The sequence below is a fragment of the Candidatus Fermentibacter sp. genome, assembly GCA_030373045.1.
Taxonomy (GTDB): domain Bacteria; phylum Fermentibacterota; class Fermentibacteria; order Fermentibacterales; family Fermentibacteraceae; genus Fermentibacter.
The window spans coordinates 21,551-39,370 of the sequence record JAUCPW010000003.1; the positions used below are offsets into that span (position 1 = coordinate 21,551).

The 17,820-nt window shown below is 67.1% G+C and carries 18 protein-coding genes; 9 read left to right on the forward strand and 9 right to left on the reverse strand.

The genetic code is table 11. The annotated features are described in order from the left end of the window. Positions 1-15: 15 nt before the first annotated feature. Genes QUS11_00570 through QUS11_00595 form a run of 6 tightly spaced genes read right to left on the reverse strand, consistent with a single transcriptional unit; the run spans position 16 to position 5,827 of the window. Positions 16-714: a glycosyltransferase family 2 protein gene (locus QUS11_00570; GenBank protein MDM7991787.1), complete on the reverse strand. Its 699-nt coding sequence runs from the start codon at positions 712-714 to the stop codon at positions 16-18. After that, positions 711-2,117 (reverse strand): radical SAM protein, encoded by a 1,407-nt coding sequence (locus QUS11_00575; protein ID MDM7991788.1) that lies wholly within the window; start codon positions 2,115-2,117, stop codon positions 711-713. The genes QUS11_00570 and QUS11_00575 overlap by 4 nt, the downstream gene beginning before the upstream one ends. Continuing rightward, complete coding sequence (locus QUS11_00580; protein MDM7991789.1) at positions 2,114-3,688, reverse strand: hypothetical protein; 1,575 nt, start codon at positions 3,686-3,688, stop codon at positions 2,114-2,116. The genes QUS11_00575 and QUS11_00580 overlap by 4 nt, the downstream gene beginning before the upstream one ends. 2 nt (positions 3,689-3,690) lie before the next feature. Then, the gene (locus QUS11_00585) at positions 3,691-4,161 is read right to left on the reverse strand and encodes an aspartate carbamoyltransferase regulatory subunit (GenBank protein ID MDM7991790.1); all 471 of its coding nucleotides are present in this window, start codon (positions 4,159-4,161) and stop codon (positions 3,691-3,693) included. Further along, positions 4,158-5,075, reverse strand: coding sequence for an aspartate carbamoyltransferase (gene pyrB, locus QUS11_00590; protein ID MDM7991791.1), 918 nt, complete (start codon positions 5,073-5,075; stop codon positions 4,158-4,160). The genes QUS11_00585 and pyrB overlap by 4 nt, the downstream gene beginning before the upstream one ends. A 38-nt stretch (positions 5,076-5,113) precedes the next feature. Further along, complete coding sequence (locus QUS11_00595) at positions 5,114-5,827, reverse strand: PTS sugar transporter subunit IIA (GenBank protein ID MDM7991792.1); 714 nt, start codon at positions 5,825-5,827, stop codon at positions 5,114-5,116. A gap of 83 nt (positions 5,828-5,910) precedes the next feature. On the opposite strand from QUS11_00595, the gene pepT reads away from it, so the two are divergent. Further along, positions 5,911-7,128, forward strand: a complete 1,218-nt coding sequence (gene pepT, locus QUS11_00600) for a peptidase T (GenBank protein ID MDM7991793.1) — start codon at positions 5,911-5,913, stop codon at positions 7,126-7,128. A 64-nt stretch (positions 7,129-7,192) separates the two neighbouring features. After that, the gene (locus QUS11_00605) at positions 7,193-7,699 is read left to right on the forward strand and encodes a hypothetical protein (GenBank protein ID MDM7991794.1); all 507 of its coding nucleotides are present in this window, start codon (positions 7,193-7,195) and stop codon (positions 7,697-7,699) included. A gap of 1 nt (position 7,700) precedes the next feature. Here QUS11_00605 and QUS11_00610 read toward each other — a convergent pair whose 3' ends face one another. Then, the gene (locus tag QUS11_00610) at positions 7,701-8,723 is read right to left on the reverse strand and encodes a radical SAM protein (protein MDM7991795.1); all 1,023 of its coding nucleotides are present in this window, start codon (positions 8,721-8,723) and stop codon (positions 7,701-7,703) included. Between the two features lie 72 nt (positions 8,724-8,795). Here QUS11_00610 and QUS11_00615 point away from each other — a divergent pair, with 72 nt between their 5' ends. From QUS11_00615 to QUS11_00630, 4 genes are read left to right on the forward strand one after another with little or no spacing between them, the layout of a single operon-like run. Continuing rightward, the gene (locus QUS11_00615) at positions 8,796-9,239 is read left to right on the forward strand and encodes an OsmC family protein (GenBank protein MDM7991796.1); all 444 of its coding nucleotides are present in this window, start codon (positions 8,796-8,798) and stop codon (positions 9,237-9,239) included. A gap of 4 nt (positions 9,240-9,243) precedes the next feature. After that, the gene (locus QUS11_00620) at positions 9,244-9,933 is read left to right on the forward strand and encodes a type 1 glutamine amidotransferase (GenBank protein MDM7991797.1); all 690 of its coding nucleotides are present in this window, start codon (positions 9,244-9,246) and stop codon (positions 9,931-9,933) included. An 8-nt stretch (positions 9,934-9,941) separates the two neighbouring features. Beyond that, positions 9,942-11,411 (forward strand): beta-Ala-His dipeptidase, encoded by a 1,470-nt coding sequence (gene pepD / locus QUS11_00625; GenBank protein ID MDM7991798.1) that lies wholly within the window; start codon positions 9,942-9,944, stop codon positions 11,409-11,411. A gap of 37 nt (positions 11,412-11,448) precedes the next feature. Further along, positions 11,449-13,269 (forward strand): DUF4954 family protein, encoded by a 1,821-nt coding sequence (locus QUS11_00630; GenBank protein ID MDM7991799.1) that lies wholly within the window; start codon positions 11,449-11,451, stop codon positions 13,267-13,269. A gap of 87 nt (positions 13,270-13,356) precedes the next feature. Here QUS11_00630 and QUS11_00635 read toward each other — a convergent pair whose 3' ends face one another. After that, entirely contained in the window at positions 13,357-13,641 is a 285-nt protein-coding gene (locus QUS11_00635) for a metalloregulator ArsR/SmtB family transcription factor (GenBank protein ID MDM7991800.1), read from the reverse strand. A gap of 4 nt (positions 13,642-13,645) precedes the next feature. Further along, positions 13,646-14,878, reverse strand: coding sequence for a permease (locus QUS11_00640; GenBank protein ID MDM7991801.1), 1,233 nt, complete (start codon positions 14,876-14,878; stop codon positions 13,646-13,648). 191 nt (positions 14,879-15,069) lie between these two features. On the opposite strand from QUS11_00640, the gene QUS11_00645 reads away from it, so the two are divergent. Genes QUS11_00645 through QUS11_00655 form a run of 3 tightly spaced genes read left to right on the forward strand, consistent with a single transcriptional unit; the run spans position 15,070 to position 17,764 of the window. Then, complete coding sequence (locus QUS11_00645; protein MDM7991802.1) at positions 15,070-15,915, forward strand: fumarate hydratase; 846 nt, start codon at positions 15,070-15,072, stop codon at positions 15,913-15,915. Further along, on the forward strand, positions 15,912-16,454 hold the full coding sequence (locus tag QUS11_00650) for a fumarate hydratase C-terminal domain-containing protein (GenBank protein ID MDM7991803.1): 543 nt from the start codon (positions 15,912-15,914) through the stop codon (positions 16,452-16,454). The genes QUS11_00645 and QUS11_00650 overlap by 4 nt, the downstream gene beginning before the upstream one ends. After that, positions 16,454-17,764, forward strand: coding sequence for a malic enzyme-like NAD(P)-binding protein (locus tag QUS11_00655; protein ID MDM7991804.1), 1,311 nt, complete (start codon positions 16,454-16,456; stop codon positions 17,762-17,764). Before QUS11_00650 ends, QUS11_00655 begins: the two co-directional genes overlap by 1 nt. Positions 17,765-17,820 lie beyond the last annotated feature (56 nt).

A 17,820-nucleotide genomic window follows, 5' to 3' on the forward strand; every position in this document is an offset into this window, starting at 1 on the left:
TCCCGGGATTCCGGGTCAGGCGCCCGTCATCGATATCCCCAGGCGCTTGGCGAAGAGGAAGGCCAGGTTCCTGGCCCCGTCCCTCCAGAGTCTCAGCTTGGCTTCGCCCAGCCTGCGCGAATAGCTGAAGGGAACGGGGATCTCGCAGCATCGCAGGCCCTTCTTCCGCCATGCCTCGATCTTGATCTCCTCGGAGAACGGCATGCCCCTGCTGGTGAGCCTTAGGCCGTCGAGAACCTCCCTGCGGAAGACCCACATGCCGGACTGGCTGTCCCTTATGAATCTCCAGAAGAGCGCCACGGTCCAGAACGTCAGCATCGCGTTCCCGCCGAACCTCAGCATGTTCTCGAGGTTGCCGGCCCTGTCGTCGGCCACCCTGCGGGCCGAGACGAAGTCCCAGCGGCCCGCCTCGAGCTTGTCGACCAGATATGGCAGGAGCTCGACGGGGTAGGTGCCGTCGGCGTCGGCCGTCGTGACGATCTCGCAGCCGGAGGCCGGGAGGCCCGCCATGTAGGCGCTCCCGTACCCCTTCACGGGCTGCGGCACGACCCTCGCCCCGAACGAGGCTGCGACCGCAGCGGTCGAGTCCGTGGAGGCGTTGTCGACCACGATGACCTCGTCGATGCCTTCGGGAACCACTCCCAGGACCCTCGGGAGCCCTTGCTCCTCGTTGTGGGCGGGGATCACCAGCGAGACCGTCCTCCCGGCTATCATCCCGCGCACCGCGCATCGGCCGCGGCACGCGGCGAAAGGTACTCGAGGGCGCGCCTCGCGAGCCTCGCGGCATGCCTGCCCCGGAACAGCAGCGCTACCGCCCTGAAGAAGGGGCGGGGACGCATGTAGAAGGACATGAAGGCCCTGCGCTGGATCGCCTTGAGTCCGGACCTGCTGATCCCGTCGGGAGGCGCCGGGCAGGCGGTGTTGTGGAAGGTGGACCATGATCCTCCGGGAATCCCGTGGGCCGCCAGATACGAATCCCCCGCCTCCGAACCCGGGATGGGCAGGAATGCCGCGAAGTGGGCCCAGGCCAGCCCGATGTCCTTCGCGAACGATATGGTCTGGAGCATCTCCTGCCTCGTCTCCCCCGGGAGGCCCAGGATGAAGTACCCGGCTGCCGGGAGGCCCGCATCCCTGATCATGCGGACCGCCGAGCGGATCGAGGCCGTGTCCGTGGCCTTCCTGACGCCTGCCAGAATCCTGTCGGACCCCGATTCTATCCCGCAGTGGATTACGTACCAGCCCGCCCGCTTCATCGCGGACAGGAGCCCGGGATCTAGCCTGTCCAGCCTGACCCCGTTCGGTGTCGAGAAGAGGAGGCCCGTGTTCCTCGCGGCGGCCTCCTCGCAGAAGGCCATCGCGTAGTCGCGGTCGAATGTGAAGTTGTCGTCCTCTATGTGGATCTCGCGCACTCCGAACCGCGTCCGGAGCAGCTCGATCTCATCCCAGACCATCCTGAGCGGCCTGTGCCTCAGGCTCCTGCCGGTCACCCTGAAGCCGGCGCAGAAGGTGCAGTGGTACGGGCATCCCCTCGTGGTGAGGATGGGGGCATATGGCGACCTCCTGAGGACCACTCCGTTGGGCAGCCCCCGGTATCGTCCCGGCGGGGCCAGGTGCCAGGCAGGCAGAGGAAGGGCCGACAGGTCGGCTATCGATGCCGGCGCGGTTTCACGGGGGGCCGATCTGCGGATCACCCCCGTGATGTCCGGTTCGGCGGGGAAGGCCGATACGGCCTCCACTGCGGTCTCCTCGGCCTCGCCCACGAAGGCTGCGTCGAACCATGGCAGGTCATCCAGCGAAGCCTTGCCCCTGCACGAAGCATGGGGCCCGCCCAGCCACATGGCCGTTCCCGCAGGGAGACCCTCTCTCAGGCGCGGCATCTCGCAGGCCAGGGAGGAGACATCGGAAGTGAAGGCCGATACCATCAGGATGTCGGGCTCCCTGCCCGAGACAGCCCTGAGGAGGCCTTCTCCCGAGAGTCCCAGCAGGGCGGCGTCGACAAGGGCAACCTCGTGGCCGGCCTTCTCGAGCGACGAAGCCAGATAGAGCAGGCCCAGCGGCGGCAGGAGATTCGTGCCCCGCCCCCCGGGCCTGGGGGGTTGGAGCAGGCAGATCCTCACCTCGCAGGCTCCAGCCTGAAGAGGGTCTGCTCGAATCCTCCCGAAGCCCTTCTCACGACAGGCTCCATGACGGCCTCCGAGACGATCATCCCGGCCAATGCCTCGTCGAACCCGGGGTTCGCAGCATCCGCCCAGGGCCTGTAGACAGTGTAGGATGCCTCCGGGTCCAGGGTTCCTCCGCCCAGCCTGCGGCACGGGACCGGGGCATCGACGAACCCGAGTGCGGGGTTCTCGAACAGAGCGCATTCGCTTTCCGGCGCGATGACGGTGTCACCCACGGCAGAGGCCGCCACGGCCATCTCCCTGGTGTCGTAGACGGTGGCCAACCCGGCAGGGGTGGCGTCCGGCTGATTCGGGACGATCCTGGTCCCGGCCGTCACGCATGCGAGCGCCGCTGCTGCGGCGAGCGGATGCAGCATCCTGATCCCGCCCCGGTTCCGGATCAGCGCGACGGTGCATGCGATCACGGCCGGATATACCGCGAGGATGTATCTGAAGAGGTCGAGCTGCGGATCGGGCGCGAATGAGACCACGAGGACATGGAAGGCGATCATGGCGAGGGCGAAGACGACTGCCGGCAGGGCGGCCGGATCGGGCATCCTGCCCTCCCTGAGGACTGCGAGCAGGGCGGCTGCGGCCATCAGTGCGAGGAACATGATCCTCCCTGGCGGGAAGAGGAACGCGGGGGAGAGCAGGAGCAGCACGGCCGTCACCGAAGGGGCCTTGCGCGCCTGTCTCGCGAGGGTCAGGGCGATCGCCGACGTCAGCAGCAGCCACCTGCCGTCTCCCGCGAGGAGGTGTCCGGCGAACAGCCTGATCCTACCGGGGAGCCATCCCTCCCCGAGCTCGGACGGGTCGCCGAGATAGGTCGGGAAGAAGAAGTAGCCGTTGTATGCCAGGTTGCCCAGGCCGGTCAGGGCCAGGACCGCCGGGGAGAGCAGGTGGACGAGGATCCGGCCGGGCTTCGAGAAACCGTTCCTGGCGAGTTCCACCAGCATGAAGGATGCGGCCAGGAGAAGAGCCTGCTCCCTGAATGCAGTAGCGACGGCCGTGAGGAGAGCCGCCCGTCCGTTGCGGCCGGATCCGTACCCGTGCATGGCCAGCACGGCCATGGCCATGAATCCGACGTCCTGCAGCGGCTGCATCGACTGGGCCAGGAAGAGCGGGCTCGCCAGGAGTATGACCGCCGACCACATCCCTGCGGCCCTGCCGCCGAGAAGCGAGCCGTAGCGGTAGGTGCCCCAGAGCGCAAGGCCTGACAGGAATGCCGGCAGGAGGTGCGCCACGAGGGGCGTGTCGCCCAGGACATTCATCAGGAGCGCCCAGATCCAGAGCATGAGCGTGGGATGTCCCATCGCCTGCTCGCCCCGTTCCTCTCCGGCCGCAACGGGCTGCATGCCGTGATGCGCGATCCAGGAGGCGGACCTGTAGCCATAGGCCCAGCCGTCACCGAACACCGGCAGATCACCCAGGAACAGGAGAAGGACGACTGATGCGGCCATGCAGGCCGCGAGCATCGTCAGATCGCGGCGGTCGAGCGGGCCCGGGAATCCGTGGGTGCGGCCCGCCATCCCTAGGTCCCCGCGGAAGTGATGAGCAGGTCCGGCTCCACCTTGGTGGTCCGCTCGCAGAAGCGGCACCTGTAGAGAGGCCCCTCCGGCGAGGCGAGGCCGAAGACCCGCGGGGCTCCCAGCACGTTGGTGGCGCAGTTGGGATTGGGACATCTCATCACGCCACGGATGCCGTCCGGCAGGCTGATCCTCCTCTTCTCGATCACCTTCCCGCCCTCTATGATGTTGATCGTGGCCTCCGGTGCTATCAGCGCTATCATGTCCGTCTCGTCGCGGGTCAGGACCTTGTTCTCGATCTTGACGATGTCCTTGCCCTCGGGCAGCCTCTTCGACGTGAAACCCATGCCGATGGTCAGTATGCCCTCGTTCCCCAGCCCGAGGATCTCCACCACCCTCAGCGCGAGAGGGGTGGGGATGTGGTCTATGACGGTTCCGCTGCTGATGGAATAGACCTTGTAAGCCCTCTCGGTCATGACAGACCTCCGGTGACCAGCCCGAGCAGGGCCTGCCTGGTCGGGATCCCGTTGTGGGCCTGGCGGAAGTAGATGGCATTCTGCAGCCGGTCCACGTCCTCGGCTATCTCGTCCACCCTGGGGAGCGGGTGCATCACGAGCACCCTGCCGCCCAGCCCGCGGATCGTGTCGGCGGTCACCCTGAAGCTGTGGGCGACGCTCTCGTATTCCTGCGGATCGCCGAACCTCTCGCGCTGGATCCTCGTGACGTAGAGCACGTCGAGGTCGTCTCCGGCCTCCTCCGGCTGGCGGACCTCCCGGAAGGAGACGCCGGCCTGGGATAGCTCGCGCTTGATCATGTCAGGCATCTGGAGGGTATGCGGGGAGATGAAGGTCATCCGCGCGCCGAACATCGCCATGGCGGTCGCCAGCGAGTGGACGGTCCTGCCGTACTTGAGGTCGCCGAGCATCCCGATGTGGAGCCCGTCCAGCCTCCCGAAGGATTCCTTCATCGTGAACAGGTCGAGGAATGTCTGGGTCGGGTGCTGGTTGGCACCGTCGCCCGCGTTGATCACGGGGACCGAGGCGATGTCGGATGCGAGCCTGGCCGAACCCTCCACGGGATGCCTGATCACCATCGCGTCGCAGTACCCCGTGACGGTTGAGATGGTGTCGGCGAAGGACTCGCCCTTGCTCTGCGACGAGGATGCCGGGTTGGCGAAGCCTATCACCGTGCCGCCGCTGCGCTGTATCGCCGATTCGAACGAGAGCCTGGTCCTGGTGGAGGCCTCGAAGAACATCACCGCGATGGTCCTGCCCTGCAGGAAGCCCTTCTCCCGGCAGGCCTTGATCCTGCCCGACGTGTCCATGATCACTTCGAGATCGGCGGCCGTCATGTCGTGAAGCGAGATGATGCTTCTCCCCGCGAACCCCATAGAACCTCCACTCCACGGACCACGCAGGGTCCTCAGGCTTATCTCCCGGAGGCCAGCAGAGCGGATTCCGCCGACCTGACTGCATCGAGCATCTCCGTCGCGCCCGGCGCCTCCTCCAGGGCGTCGACCAGGCCCTGGTCCCTGATCATCCTGTTGAGCCTGGCCAGAACGTGCAGGTGCACGCTGGGCGAGGGCAGCAGCAGAAGGAAGAAGATCCCGGTCAGCCTTCCCCCGGGAGCCCCGAATGGTACGGGGGAGGCGGTCCTGGCGAGGATGAGGAGGTCATCCTCCATGTAGACGCTGCGCATGTCCCTGGGATGGGGGAACGCGACCCCGTTCGGCAGGGCGGTCGAGACTATGTCCTCGCGCGATGATATCTGTTCGGCAAGCAGGTGCTCGTCGTACGTGAGCCCCGTTCCGACTGCCAGGTCGGCCAGGGACCTGATCAGGGACACCCTTGTCCTGGCGGGCACCATGGGATGGATCCTTCCCTCCAGCATGCGGGAGACGAAGGGCTGGGTCGGATCGAGACCCGCGTTCGAGGCGTTCGAAAGGTCCACATTGCGGAGCCTCTCGACGGTGAGGCTGCCGAAGGTGCTCTCGAGCCAGTGCAGGAGTTCGTCGCGCACATATCTCTTCTGCCCCCCCACCATGGTGGCCTTCAGTGAACTCCTGTGGAGTATCCTGTCGGCCTCGGGCAGGGAGACCCCGAGACACCGTGCGACCTCGACCGCTGTCAGAAAGTTCTCCATCGGCGATGGCTCCGGAGGGGTGACATGTGACCACTCGAGTGATCTATATACTAGAAAAGGACGATCCGCAAAAGGAGAACGGCATGTCTTCACTCCTCGACAGCTTCCTCAGGTATGTCCGCGTCGACACGGCGTCTGACGAGGATTCCCCCGCGGCCCCCTCGACTCCGTCCCAGCTCGACCTTCTGCGGATGCTCGAATCCGAACTCCGGGAGATCGGCATGCTCGACGTGGAACTCAGCGGGCAGGGGGTGCTCTACTCCAGGATGCCAGGAGCGGGCGGAGGGCCAGTCATTGGTCTCATCGCCCACGTGGACACGTCGCCGGAGGAACCCGGATCGGGCGTGAATCCGGTGCTCCATCGAGGCTGGGACGGTTCCCCGATCGCCCTGGGCAGCGGCGTCACGGTCGACCCGGCCAGGTCGGTGGACATGATGCGCTACAGGGGGACGACGATCGTCACCTCCGACGGCTCCACCCTGCTGGGGGCCGACGACAAGGCCGGTGTGGCGATCATCATGGACGTGCTCCGGACGATGCTGGCCGATCCTTCCATCCCCAGGCCCCGCATCGTGGCCGCCTTCACCCCCGACGAGGAGGTGGGCCGCGGAGTAGAGAACTTCGACGTGGGAAGGTTCGGGGCTGATTTCGCCTACACCGTCGACGGCGGCGTGATCGGAGAGATAGAGACCGCCACCTTCAACGCCTGGAGCGCGGAATGGCGCATCAGGGGCCGCCAGGTCCATCCCGGCAGCGCGTACGGGCTGATGGTGAACGCCGCCAGGATCGCCTCCGAGATCATATGTGCCCTGAAGACCGAGGAGATGCCGGAGAACAGCAGGGGCATGGAGGGTTACGACTACCCGCTCCACATCTCCGGGACCTCCTCCGATGCCCGCGTGAAGATGATCCTGAGGGACTTCACCTCTGCCGGCATCGATGCCAGACGCACCAGGATGCAGGGCCTGAGGGACTACATGGCCCTCAAGCACCCTGGCTCCGAGATAGTGCTCACCCTGAAGGAGCAGTACCGGAACCCGTCCGAGATCCTGGGGAAGGACAGGCGGCCCGTGGAGTACGCTCTCGAGGGGGCCTCGAGGGCAGGTGTGGAGTGCAGGGAGGGAGCGATAAGGGGCGGCACCGACGGTTCCAGACTCTCCTTCATGGGCCTTCCCTGCGTGAACCTCCCTACCGGAGGCGAACTCTTCCACTCCAGGGAGGAGTGGATTTCCGAGAGGGGTATGGAACTCGCCCGCGACATGACGATACAGACTCTCGGGGTGTGGGCGGAGCGCGGCTAGAGCTTGCAGCCCCGTGCTCCGAGGCCTATAGTCCATCAGGGAATCATCCCGACGGGCGGTGGCCATGAGATCGATGTCCGGCATCGTCACAAGCCTGATGATCGCAGCTCTGCCTGCATCGGCGGCCGACACCGACCCCGGCCCCGTTGTCGAAGCCTTCTTCTCGGCCCTCAGGACGGGCGATTCCACGGCGGTGGACTCGCTCGTATCCGATGAGGCGCTCTCCATGGTCGAGACCATGCTCGACGCCCTGAAGCAGACCGCCGAATTCGACCCCGACGGGGTTGCCGCCAGGCTGGCCTCGGCCGGCTACGCCGCCGGTGTCGGCGAACTCGAGGACTGGGACTCCCGGGAATACCTGAAGCGGACCGTGGCGCTCCCGGTCATGGCCGCGCGATATCTCCAGTACGAGATGACTGTCGGCGAGCCGTCCTACGACGGCGACAGGGCGGTGGTCCCGCTGGTCTTCGCGACATCAGGAGGCTTCACCCTCGAATCGGAGGCGATACTCGACCTCCACGACGGGGCCTGGATGGTCACGGGATTCCTCGGTCTGAACAGCTTCCCCTGAGTCACACCTTGCTTATCTCACCGCGCACCGCTCCCTCGATCTCAGGGCACGATGCGCACACCCCCCCGAAGACCCCCCCGGCCAGGCGCGCCCTCAGCCTCTCCCAGGCGGCGCCCCTCCACACATCCCCGAAGCTGGACACGGACAGGTCGCCGACGGGATCGCCCAGATTCCAGTAGGGGCAGGGGAATACCTTTCCGTCCGGGGCGATGAAGACCCATGACCTGGAGTAGCGGCAGTCCGGGCCGGGCGATGCGGAGCCGGCCCGGTGGAGGCCCACCCCCAGCACGGCCGCTGCGCGCCCGGCACGATCCATCGTGTCGGCCAGGAGAGGATCCGAAGGATCGACCGCCTCGCCTGCCATTCCGAGCCCTTCGTAAGGGACGAGCAGATTCACGTTCACGGTCTCGGCTCCGCAGTCAGCCGCGAGTGCCACTATGCCGGGCAGTTCCGCCAGATTCCTCTGCTGCAGCGTGGTGCTGAAGGCGACGTGCGGGATGCTCCCGCCGCGGGCCTTCCTGCCCTGCGCGAGGGCCTGGAGGTTCCGTTTCACGACACCCAGGTCGCACCCGCCCCTGATGGCCGCGTGGGTCTCCTCCGTCGCCCCGTCGACGGACACCGTGAGTGTCGTGGGAGGGTGCCGGAGCACTGCGTCGAGCCTTTCCCCCGTGAGCAGGATGCCGTTCGTCACCATCTCCCGGCAGGGCACGTCGGCCCTGTAGAGGGATTCCAGGTGGGATGGGAAGGACGGGTTGCAGAGCGGTTCGGCCCCGCACGAGAGGGAGACGGACGACGCCCTGGGGAAGACTTCGGAGGCTATGCGGCCGAAAAGGGAATCCTCCATGTCCATCCAGACTCGGTCGGGATCCAGGTCGGACAGCCTCATGGGGCACATGGAACAGCGCAGGTTGCACCGGTTCGTGGTGTCCATCCTGACGGTCAGGGGCCTCGGGAGGGCGGGGACGATCCACGGGAAGCGCGTCGACCTGCGGACCACGCGCCTGACGATCCTGCGCAGGAGCATTGACCGCGGACCTCCGTGTTATGAGTATCGACGAGTATTCCAGAACGCGAGTCTTCACGCAATGGGGGCCGGATGGCTGGATCGACTGGCAGGTGGCTGGGTGGCATGGCCTTCGAGATCGAGCAGGACGGGCATGCCTTCATACTCGACGCCCCCGGCGACTCAGGAGGTGCCGATGCGGGTCCGAGGCCCAAGGCGCTGCTGCTCTCCGGGCTCATAGGCTGCACGGGCATGGACGTGGTCTCCATCCTTGCCAGGATGAGGGTGGAGGGCTTCACCTTCCGGCTCGAGGCATCCGCTCCTCTCACCGACGGATATCCGTCCGTCTTCGGGAGGATCTCCCTCAGATACGTATTCGGGGGGCACGGGCTGCCGGTGGAGAAGATCCGCAGGGCCGTCGAGCTCTCCCAGGAGAAGTACTGCGGCGTGTCGGCCATGCTCAGGGCTGCCGCCCCGCTCGACTGGCGGATCGACTTCGAGGATGCCGAAGGCTCTTCTCCCGGCGCGGCGGAGTGACGGGGTGACCAGGACTCTCGTGATCGACTACTCCACCGACCGCACGGCCGGGGCCGACATCTCCCGGTGGATCCCGCCCGATGCGCTGGCCGGGGTCTTCACTCCCGGCTCACAGGACTTTCCCGATCCCCTGGACTTCACCCACGTCGTCCATTCCGGATCGGCGCTCTCGATCTGCGACGACGCCCCCTTCCAGGAGGAGGCCGAAACCTTCATCAGGAGGGCGGTCGACGGGGGAGTCCGCCAGATGGGGATCTGCTACGGCCACCAGCTCCTCGCGAGGGCCGTCTCGGGGCGTTCCGCGGTCCGCAGGAATCCGTCGGGCGGCGAGACCGGCTGGCTCGAAGTCCTATGGAGCCCCTTCGGCTCCGGGCTCTTCGGGATACCCCGTTCCACGAAGCTGTTCCAGTTCCACTACGACGAGGTCGTAAGGCTGCCCGAAGGGGCGGCCATCCTTGCATGGAGCCCGGTTTCGTTCACAGAGTCCTTCGTGAGCTTCGATCTGGGGCTCTTCGGGGTGCAGTTCCACCCCGAGTTCGGGAGGGAGTCCGGGAACGCCCTCTTCCTCCGTGAACGCTCGAAGATCGAGTCGAAGGGTCTCGATGCCGATCTGATAGTCAGGGGCGGACCCGAGCCCGACACGGACGGCGGTTTCTTCAGGGCCTTCATCGGCCCTCTCTGGAACGGGAGGTGACGAAGGCGGTGGAAGAAGGACGGATCAGCATCCTGTCCGGCCTCGAGCCCGCGATCGTATGGCGGATGTTCGACGCCGTCAGGAGCATTCCCCGGCCTTCCGGCTCGGAACAGGAGATGACCCGCTTCCTGTGCGGGTTCGCATCCGAACGGGGGTTGGCCCATCTCACCGACGCTGTGGGGAACGTGCTCGTGAAGCTGCCGGGCAGGGGACCGGCCTCGTCCGGCAGGCCCGTGTGCATCCAGGCTCATACCGACATGGTCGCGGAGAAGCTCGATTCGAGCTCGCACGACTTCCTCCGCGATCCGATCGATGTGGAGGTCGACGGCGACTGGGTGGTGTCGCGCGGGACCACGCTCGGAGCCGACAACGGGATGGGCGTGGCGATCATGCTGGCCCTCCTCGATGGCGGGTGTGAAAACCATCCCCCCCTCGAGTGTCTCTTCACGATCGACGAGGAGAGGGGGCTCACGGGAGCCTCTCATCTCGATCCTGGCTGGCTCGAGGCCAGGCGGATGATCAACCTCGACTCAGAGGAGGAGGGGCACTTCTGCATCGGCTGCGCCGGCGGCGTCGACGTCGGCATCGAGGGGCGGTTCACGCCGGTCCCCGCAGCCCGGGGGTTCGTCCCGCTGTCCGTCAGGGTGGAGGGTCTCCTGGGCGGCCATTCTGGGATGGAGATCCACAGCGGCAGGGCCAACGCAATCAGGGTACTCGGCAGGGTGCTGCGCGTGCTCATCGACGGCCACGGCTGCGCCGTGGCTGCCATGGCGGGGGGATCCAAGCGGAACGCCATCCCCAGAACCGCATCGGCGCTGGTGGTGGCCCCTCGCGACGGCCTCGGAGGGATCCGTGAGGCCGTAGCGGCGATCCAGGTCCGGCAGAGGGAGGAGTTCTCCCCCGTCGACGGCGATATCACCATCAGTGTCACTGTCATGGGCGATGCCCTCCCGGACTCCGTGATGCCTCCGGAATTCGCATCCCGGGCCGTGGACCTGCTTCTCTCGCTGCACCACGGCGTCGAGAGGATGAGCTGCCTGTCCCGGGGGCTCGTGGAGACCTCGTGCAACCTGGCGATCCTGGAGTCCGGGGCTGATTCGGTCTCCCTCGTGCTCACCGCGCGAAGCCTGGTCGAGACCGCCAAGTACGCACTGGTCGACCGCCTCGATGCTTCCGCGCGACTCGCCGGGTTCTCGCATTCGAGAGGCAACGGCTATCCCGGCTGGAAGCCCGATGCATCCTCCGAACTCCTTGCGGCCGCGACTGCACACTACAGGGGGCTTACAGGCGGAGAGCCGCTCGTGGAGGCCGTGCATGCGGGCCTGGAGTGCGGGATCATCGGCGACAGGGTCGGAGGCATGGACATGATCTCCATGGGTCCGGACATCAGGGGCGTCCACGCTCCGGGCGAGAGGGTCTGCATATCCTCGACCGGGCGCTTCTGGGAATTCCTCCGTGGACTTCTCGCCAGGCTCTGATATTCGCGAGGCCGCTGCTCCGACGCCTTCCCGCGGCGTGAGGAGGTCCGGCAGGGCGGTTCTCAGGACCGAGATAGCCGCCGCACTCGATCTCTCCCTGCGTTCCGTCGCGGCGCCGAAGGTGCCGCCGGGCACGCGGCCCCTCTCGGCCGACGAGGTCCTGGCGCTCCGCGATGCGGGCTGCACTGCCTTCGACTGGAGCAGGGTATCTACCGGCCGTTTCTCCGACCTCGGCGGTGTGACGTCATGCCGGTTCTCTGGCGAGGTCGTCCTCGCACTCGCCCCCGGCTCGATCCTTTCCTCGTCGGGCATCTCCGACTGCATCCTCGAAGGAATGATAGTCCTGGAGAGGACAGGGCTCCTGGCGGGCTACCACGTGCTCGATGGAGCGGTGATCGAGGACTGCGGCAGGGTGGCCTTCGAAAGCTCCCTCGGCCTCGCGAGGGGACCTCTCCTGAAACTCGGGGTCGAAACCGGCGAGCGTGACCTCCGGGCCCTTCCGGCCATCGGGGTGCCTCTCGCATCCAGGCTCACCTCGGGAGATGTCACGGTGAGGGACCACGACCATTACGAGGCCTCCCGCGAGAGTTTCGCCTCCTTCGTCGAAGCGCAGCCCAGGGGCGTGATCGGCCGCGGGGCGCACATCAGGGGCGCCCGGCTGGTCGAGAACTGCCTCGTCGGTGAGGGATGCCGCTTCGACTGTCCCGGATCGCTGAGGGATTCCATCTTCCTGGGCGGGGACGGAGAGGGATGCCGGGTATCGGACGGCTCGATCGTCCGGTCCTCGGTCGTCCAGTGGTCGGCTTCCGTCGACTGTCTGGCCATGGTGGAGGACTCGGTGGTATGCGAGCGCGCCCTGGTCGAGAAGGGTGCGAGGCTGACATCCTCGATGCTCGGGCCGTGCTCCTCGCACGGATCGGGCGAGGTGACGGCAAGCCTGGTGGGCCCGCTCTGCGCCATGCACCACCAGTCGCTCCTGATCGCCGCGCGCTGGCCCGACGGCGGGGGCAACCTCGGATACGGCGCAAACGTCGGCAGCAACCACACTTCGCGGCTGCCCGACCAGGAGATCTCCATCGGGGGTGGGGTGTTCTTCGGCCTCGGCTCGTCGGTGAAGTTCCCGGCCTTCGTGGCGACGGGGACGATCATCGCCACGGGCGTGACGCTTCCTCCGGGCAGGATCGCATATCCGTTCTCCCTTGTCACGCAGGGCGAGCCCCCGGCTCCCGCCGGAGCACCCGCCCTTCTCCCGGGATGGGTGCTCTACGACAACCTGTTCTCCTTGCTGCGGAACGAATCCAAGCACCGGAGCCGCTTCGATGCCCGCCGGAGCCATCCTCCGGCCTGCCTGACCAGTTCGGAGACCGCACTGCAGGCTCATCGGGCCCGCGCGGCACTCTCTGCCGTGCCGAAGGAGGCCGACTTCTACACTTCGGCCGACCTGCCCGGCGCGGGTGCCTGCGCCGTCTCGGACAAGGCGAGGCTGAAGGGCATAGAAGGCTACACCCTGTATCTCCGTTGGCTGGGATTCTCGAACCTGCTGCCGCGCCTGGAGAGGGGCAAGCGCATCCCCACGGCCGACGAGTTCGAGATGAACGGCCACCTGTGCGCCCTGCCCGAGCTGGAGTTCCCGGGAGAATCGGAGCGTTCTCTGATGGAGAGGTATCTCGAACTGATCGGAGACATGAAGCAGAGCGTCTCGGGGAGCAGGATGAGGGACTACAGGAGGGGAGCCTCGGTCATACCGGACTATGCCGACAGGCACGCCCAGCCTTCGGAAGACGAGGTCCTTGCAGGCATCCTCGCCGAACTCGATTCGGAGGCCCTCAGGATCGCCAGGTGGCTCAGGAGGCCCTGAGCCGTTCCACCGGGTGCGGGTCCGCCGCGACGCCGGCAATTCCGATCCCCGGCGCTTCGACTGGATGGACCGTCCGGAAGCTCGCGGCTACTCCCTCACGTGCGAGAGCCCCATCGTCATCAGCGCCTCCACGTGATCGTCGGCCAGCGAGTAGTAGACATGCCTGCCGTCACGTCTGCGGCACACGAGCCCTCCGGCCCTCAGGAGCCTCAACTGGTGCGACACCGCAGACACGCTCGACTCGACCTCGCCTGACAGTTCGCACACGCACTTCTCGCCATGAAGCAGGGTCGCGAGCAGGCGCAGCCGGGTCGGGTCGGCCGCCAGTGCGAACAGGTCGGCTAGAAGCCTGACCTCGTCGGGTGCCGGCATGTCTTCAGTCCGCCGTGGCTTCATAACCGAGCCCCGTGACGGCTGCGACTGCGAGCCGCCTGTCGAAGCCCGCTGCCGCATCCACGACAGCCGAGCCTTCCTGCCTCGATACCGAAACAGCCTTCACTCCCCGGACCGACAGGAGGGCTTCGCGCACCCTGCGCTCGCAGGAGCCGCACGACATCCCCCCGATCCTGAGCCTGAAGGATGAGGTGGACCTCCTGGCGCTTCTCTCGGAGATGAGGGCGGACAGATCGGACCACGCGAGCCAGACTATCCCGGCGATCATCAGCAGGGCGGCGGCAGGCGGGAGCCAGTGCGGGATCAGATGCATGCCGTGAGTAGCCATGCCTGCAGCCGTGCCTTCGGAGATGACCCCGTCGAAAAGAAGCCCGGCCGCGAGGCTCACGGCGCAGATCACCGTGATGTAGATCCAGAATACGCGCTTGCCCAGGAACTTCCTCACGGCGCCCATGGTGGCTGCGTTTGTGGCCGGGCCGCCCATGAGGAATACGATGGCCGCGCCGGGAGGGAAGCCCGCGGCGACCAGACCCGCGGCTATCGGTACGGATGCCGTGGAACAGACGTAGAGAGGGACCCCTACCGCGAGTGCGGCCAGCATGCCGAGCGGTCCGTGCAGCCAGGTCACGCCGGCCAGGCTGTCGGCGGGGATGAAGGTCGAGAGCAGGGCGGAGATCACTATGCCGAACACGAGCCACCTGTAGAGGTCGCGGAAGATCACGCCGAACGCGTGCCCCCAGAACCGTGCGAAAACTCCCCTTCCGGCCTGCACGGCGCACGATTCGGCCGCGGAGGCGTCTGCAGAGGGAGCGGGGGCCTTGCGGAGATCGGTCAGAACTCCGCTCACCAGGCCCGCCAGGAAGGCCGAGACCATCTTCACCACGGCAAGCGGCCATCCCAGCATGCCTGCCGTGACGAGTATCGAATCGACCCCCGTCTGCGGAGTGGAGACGAGGAAGGCCGTAGTGGCGCCGGGCGATGCGCCGTCCCGCCTGAGCGACATCGCCGTGGGGATGACCCCGCACGAACAGAGGGGCAGGGGGACTCCCCAGAGCGAGGCCTTGAGCGTGCTGGAGAAACCGGGCCTGCCGAGGTGGCGGAAGATCCTGTCCTTCTTCACCAGCACGTGGAGGATCCCCGCGACGGCAAGGCCGAGCAGGAGGGAGGGCGCTATCTCGGTGGAGACCCTCCAGAGTTCCGCAGGAAACGTGGACATCGAGCCTCCTGTCGTGTTGCCGGGGCAATACTGAAACACTTGAACAAATATTCAACTATCGAGCCGCGGTGACAAGCCCCCCTGGATCGGGGTCGTGAGGCCGTGACGATACAGGGTCTCGAGCGGAGGGATGGAGTGCCCTGGACCGGCGGAGGCCTGCAGGATCATAAATGCCCGACGGGGAGGACGGATTGAGGGAACTGGACGCGGAGACCATCGCCATGGCAGTGGAGGGGATGTGCAGGGAGGGTTCGACCTCTCCGGCTCCCGGGCTGGCGCCGGCTCTTGCAGATGCTCTGGCGCAGTGCCCGCCCGGTCCCTCCCGCGAGGTGCTCGCGATCTGCCTCGAGAACATCGACATCGCCTCCTCCTCCGGGCTTCCGCTCTGCCAGGACACTGGCGTGCCGGTCTTCCTGGCCGAGCTCGGTTCCGAAGTCACGATCAAGGGTGGTACGCTGGAGACCGCGATAGCGTCGGGCGTCTCGTCCGCCTGTCGTGCGGGCTTTCTGAGGCCCTCGATGGTCTCCGATCCCTTCGGATGCAGACTCAACACCGGCGATTCGACCCCTCCGGTAGTCCACCTCGGGATCGTGGAGGGCTCGTCCCTGCGCCTCGGGCTCGTGCTGCGGGGTGCAGGCACGGAGAACGCCAGCCGCGTCGCCATGCTCCCTCCACTTTCGGGTGCGGATGGAGTGGCGCGCTTCGTCGTGGATACGGTTGCCTCGCAGGGAGCCTTCGCGTGCCCGCCCCTCATCGTTTCGGTGGGAGTCGGCGGCAATCTGGAGACCTGCGCTCTGCTCGCGAAGAAGGGCCTGCTGAGGCCGTTCGGCGCCGGATCACCGGATCCGGCCTGCGCGGCTCTCGAGGAACGGCTCCTGAACCGGATCAATTCACTGGGGATCGGCCCGCAGGGCTTCGGCGGGCCGTGCACGGCACTCTCGGTGCGCGTGACATCGGCACCCTGCCACATGGCATCCCTGCCGGTGTGCGTCTGCATGGGCTGCCACGCCCTCCGCACGGCGGAGGCGATGCTTTGACCGGGCGCAGGGTCGATCTCCGGAAGGATTCGGGCGATCTCCGCGAAGCCCGCGCCGGAGAGCTGCTTCTCCTGTCGGGCCCGCTCCTGGCCGCCAGGGACGCCGCCCAGGAGAGGCTGGCCGGGCTCGTTTCCGCCGGCGGGCAGCCGCCATTCCCCCTATCGGGTTCGGTCCTCTTCTACATGTCCCCCGCCCCCGGGCGGGGCGGGCTCGCCGTATCGTCGGCCGGACCCACCACGTCCGCCCGCATGGACCGCCATCTCGCCATGCTCGCGGACCTGGGCGTGATCGCCACGATCGGCAAGGGTCCCAGGTCGGCCATGGCGGCGAAGCTCTGCGCGGAGCGCTCCATGCCCTATCTCGCCGCGGTGGGCGGGGCCGGGGCCTTCTACGCACGAAGGATCACGGGCTGTACGGTGCTCTGCTGGGAGGACCTCGGCCCGGAGGCCGTGCATCTGCTCGAAGTGACGGACTTCCCCGCGTTCGTGGGCATCTCCTCGGAGGGTGTCTCGATGTTCCCGGCGTCAGGCGGCGTGTGATGGACTGGACCGAACTCGATCGCCGACTCGCCGAGCTCGAGGCCCGGCTGCGGAGCGATCCGGCGGCCCTGGCCCGCGAGCGCACGAGACTGTTCAAGGAAACAGCCATCGCAGCCCACAGGGAATCCGCGGGGAAGGTGAAGACCGTGCCCTCCGTCCCCGTGCCCTCGCCCTCGTGGCTGGGCGTCTGGTACACGCCGGGGGTGTCGGCCGTATCCCTCGCCATCCGGGACGATCCCGAAGCCTCGTTCGACCTTACCGGGCGCGGCAACAGGGTGGCGATAGTGACCGATTCCACGAGGGTGCTCGGCGACGGCGACTGCGGGCCCGCCGGAGGCATGGGCGTCATGGAGGGCAAGGCCCTGCTGATGTCCCTTCTGGCAGGCATCGACGCATGGCCGGTCTGCGCGGACACCCGCAGGCCCGACGGAACGGGCGATCCGGGGAAACTCGCAGCATTCGTCCGCGCCATGGTCCCCTCCGTCGGTGCGGTGAACCTAGAGGACATCTCCCAGCCCAACTGCTACGAGGTGCTGGAGAAACTGCGCGATTCATGCGGCATCCCGGTTTGGCACGACGATGCCCAGGGCACCGCATGCGTGGTCCTCGCGGCGATCGAGAACGCCCTCGCCATCACTGGCAGGAGGCTCCCGGACACCAGGTTCGTCCTCCTCGGAGCGGGGGCCGCCAACTCCACGACGGCGAGGCTGCTGTTCGCCGCCGGTGCCGACCCCGCCCTGGTCGCGGTATTCGACGAGCACGGGCAGCTGTCGCCGGGCAGGACGGACTTCGAAGGGCCCGGCTGGGGCTGGCACAGGAAGCTTTGCGGGATGTCCGGACGACGCTTCGACTCGCCCCGCGAGGCCCTGGCCGGCTGCGACGTCCTGGTGGCTGCTTCCAGGCCCGGTCCCGGAGTTGTACCTGCGGAATGGATCAGTTGCATGGCCCGCGACCCGGTGGTCATCGCATGCGCCAATCCCGTGCCCGAGATCTATCCCGCCGAGGCGCTCGCGGCCGGGGCGGCAGTGGTGGCCACGGGCAGGGGCGACTTCCCCAACCAGGTCAACAATGCCCTCGCCTTCCCCGGAATCCTCAGGGGCGCACTCGACTGCCGGGCCAGCGCGATAAGCGACGGGATGGCCATCGCAGCCTCCACCGCCATCGCCGCCCTCGCCAGGGAGAGGGGGCTGTCGGCGGAGAGGATCGTCCCCGCCCTCGACGACCCCGGTCTCGTGAAGGCCGTGGCGGGTGCCGTCGTGTCACGTGCGGTGTCGGAGGGCCTGGCGCGGAAGCCGCTGCCCCCCGGCTGAATCCATCTGTTGACGCAAAAGTAGCCAGGCCCCGGTCGCTTTATTGGAGGTAATTC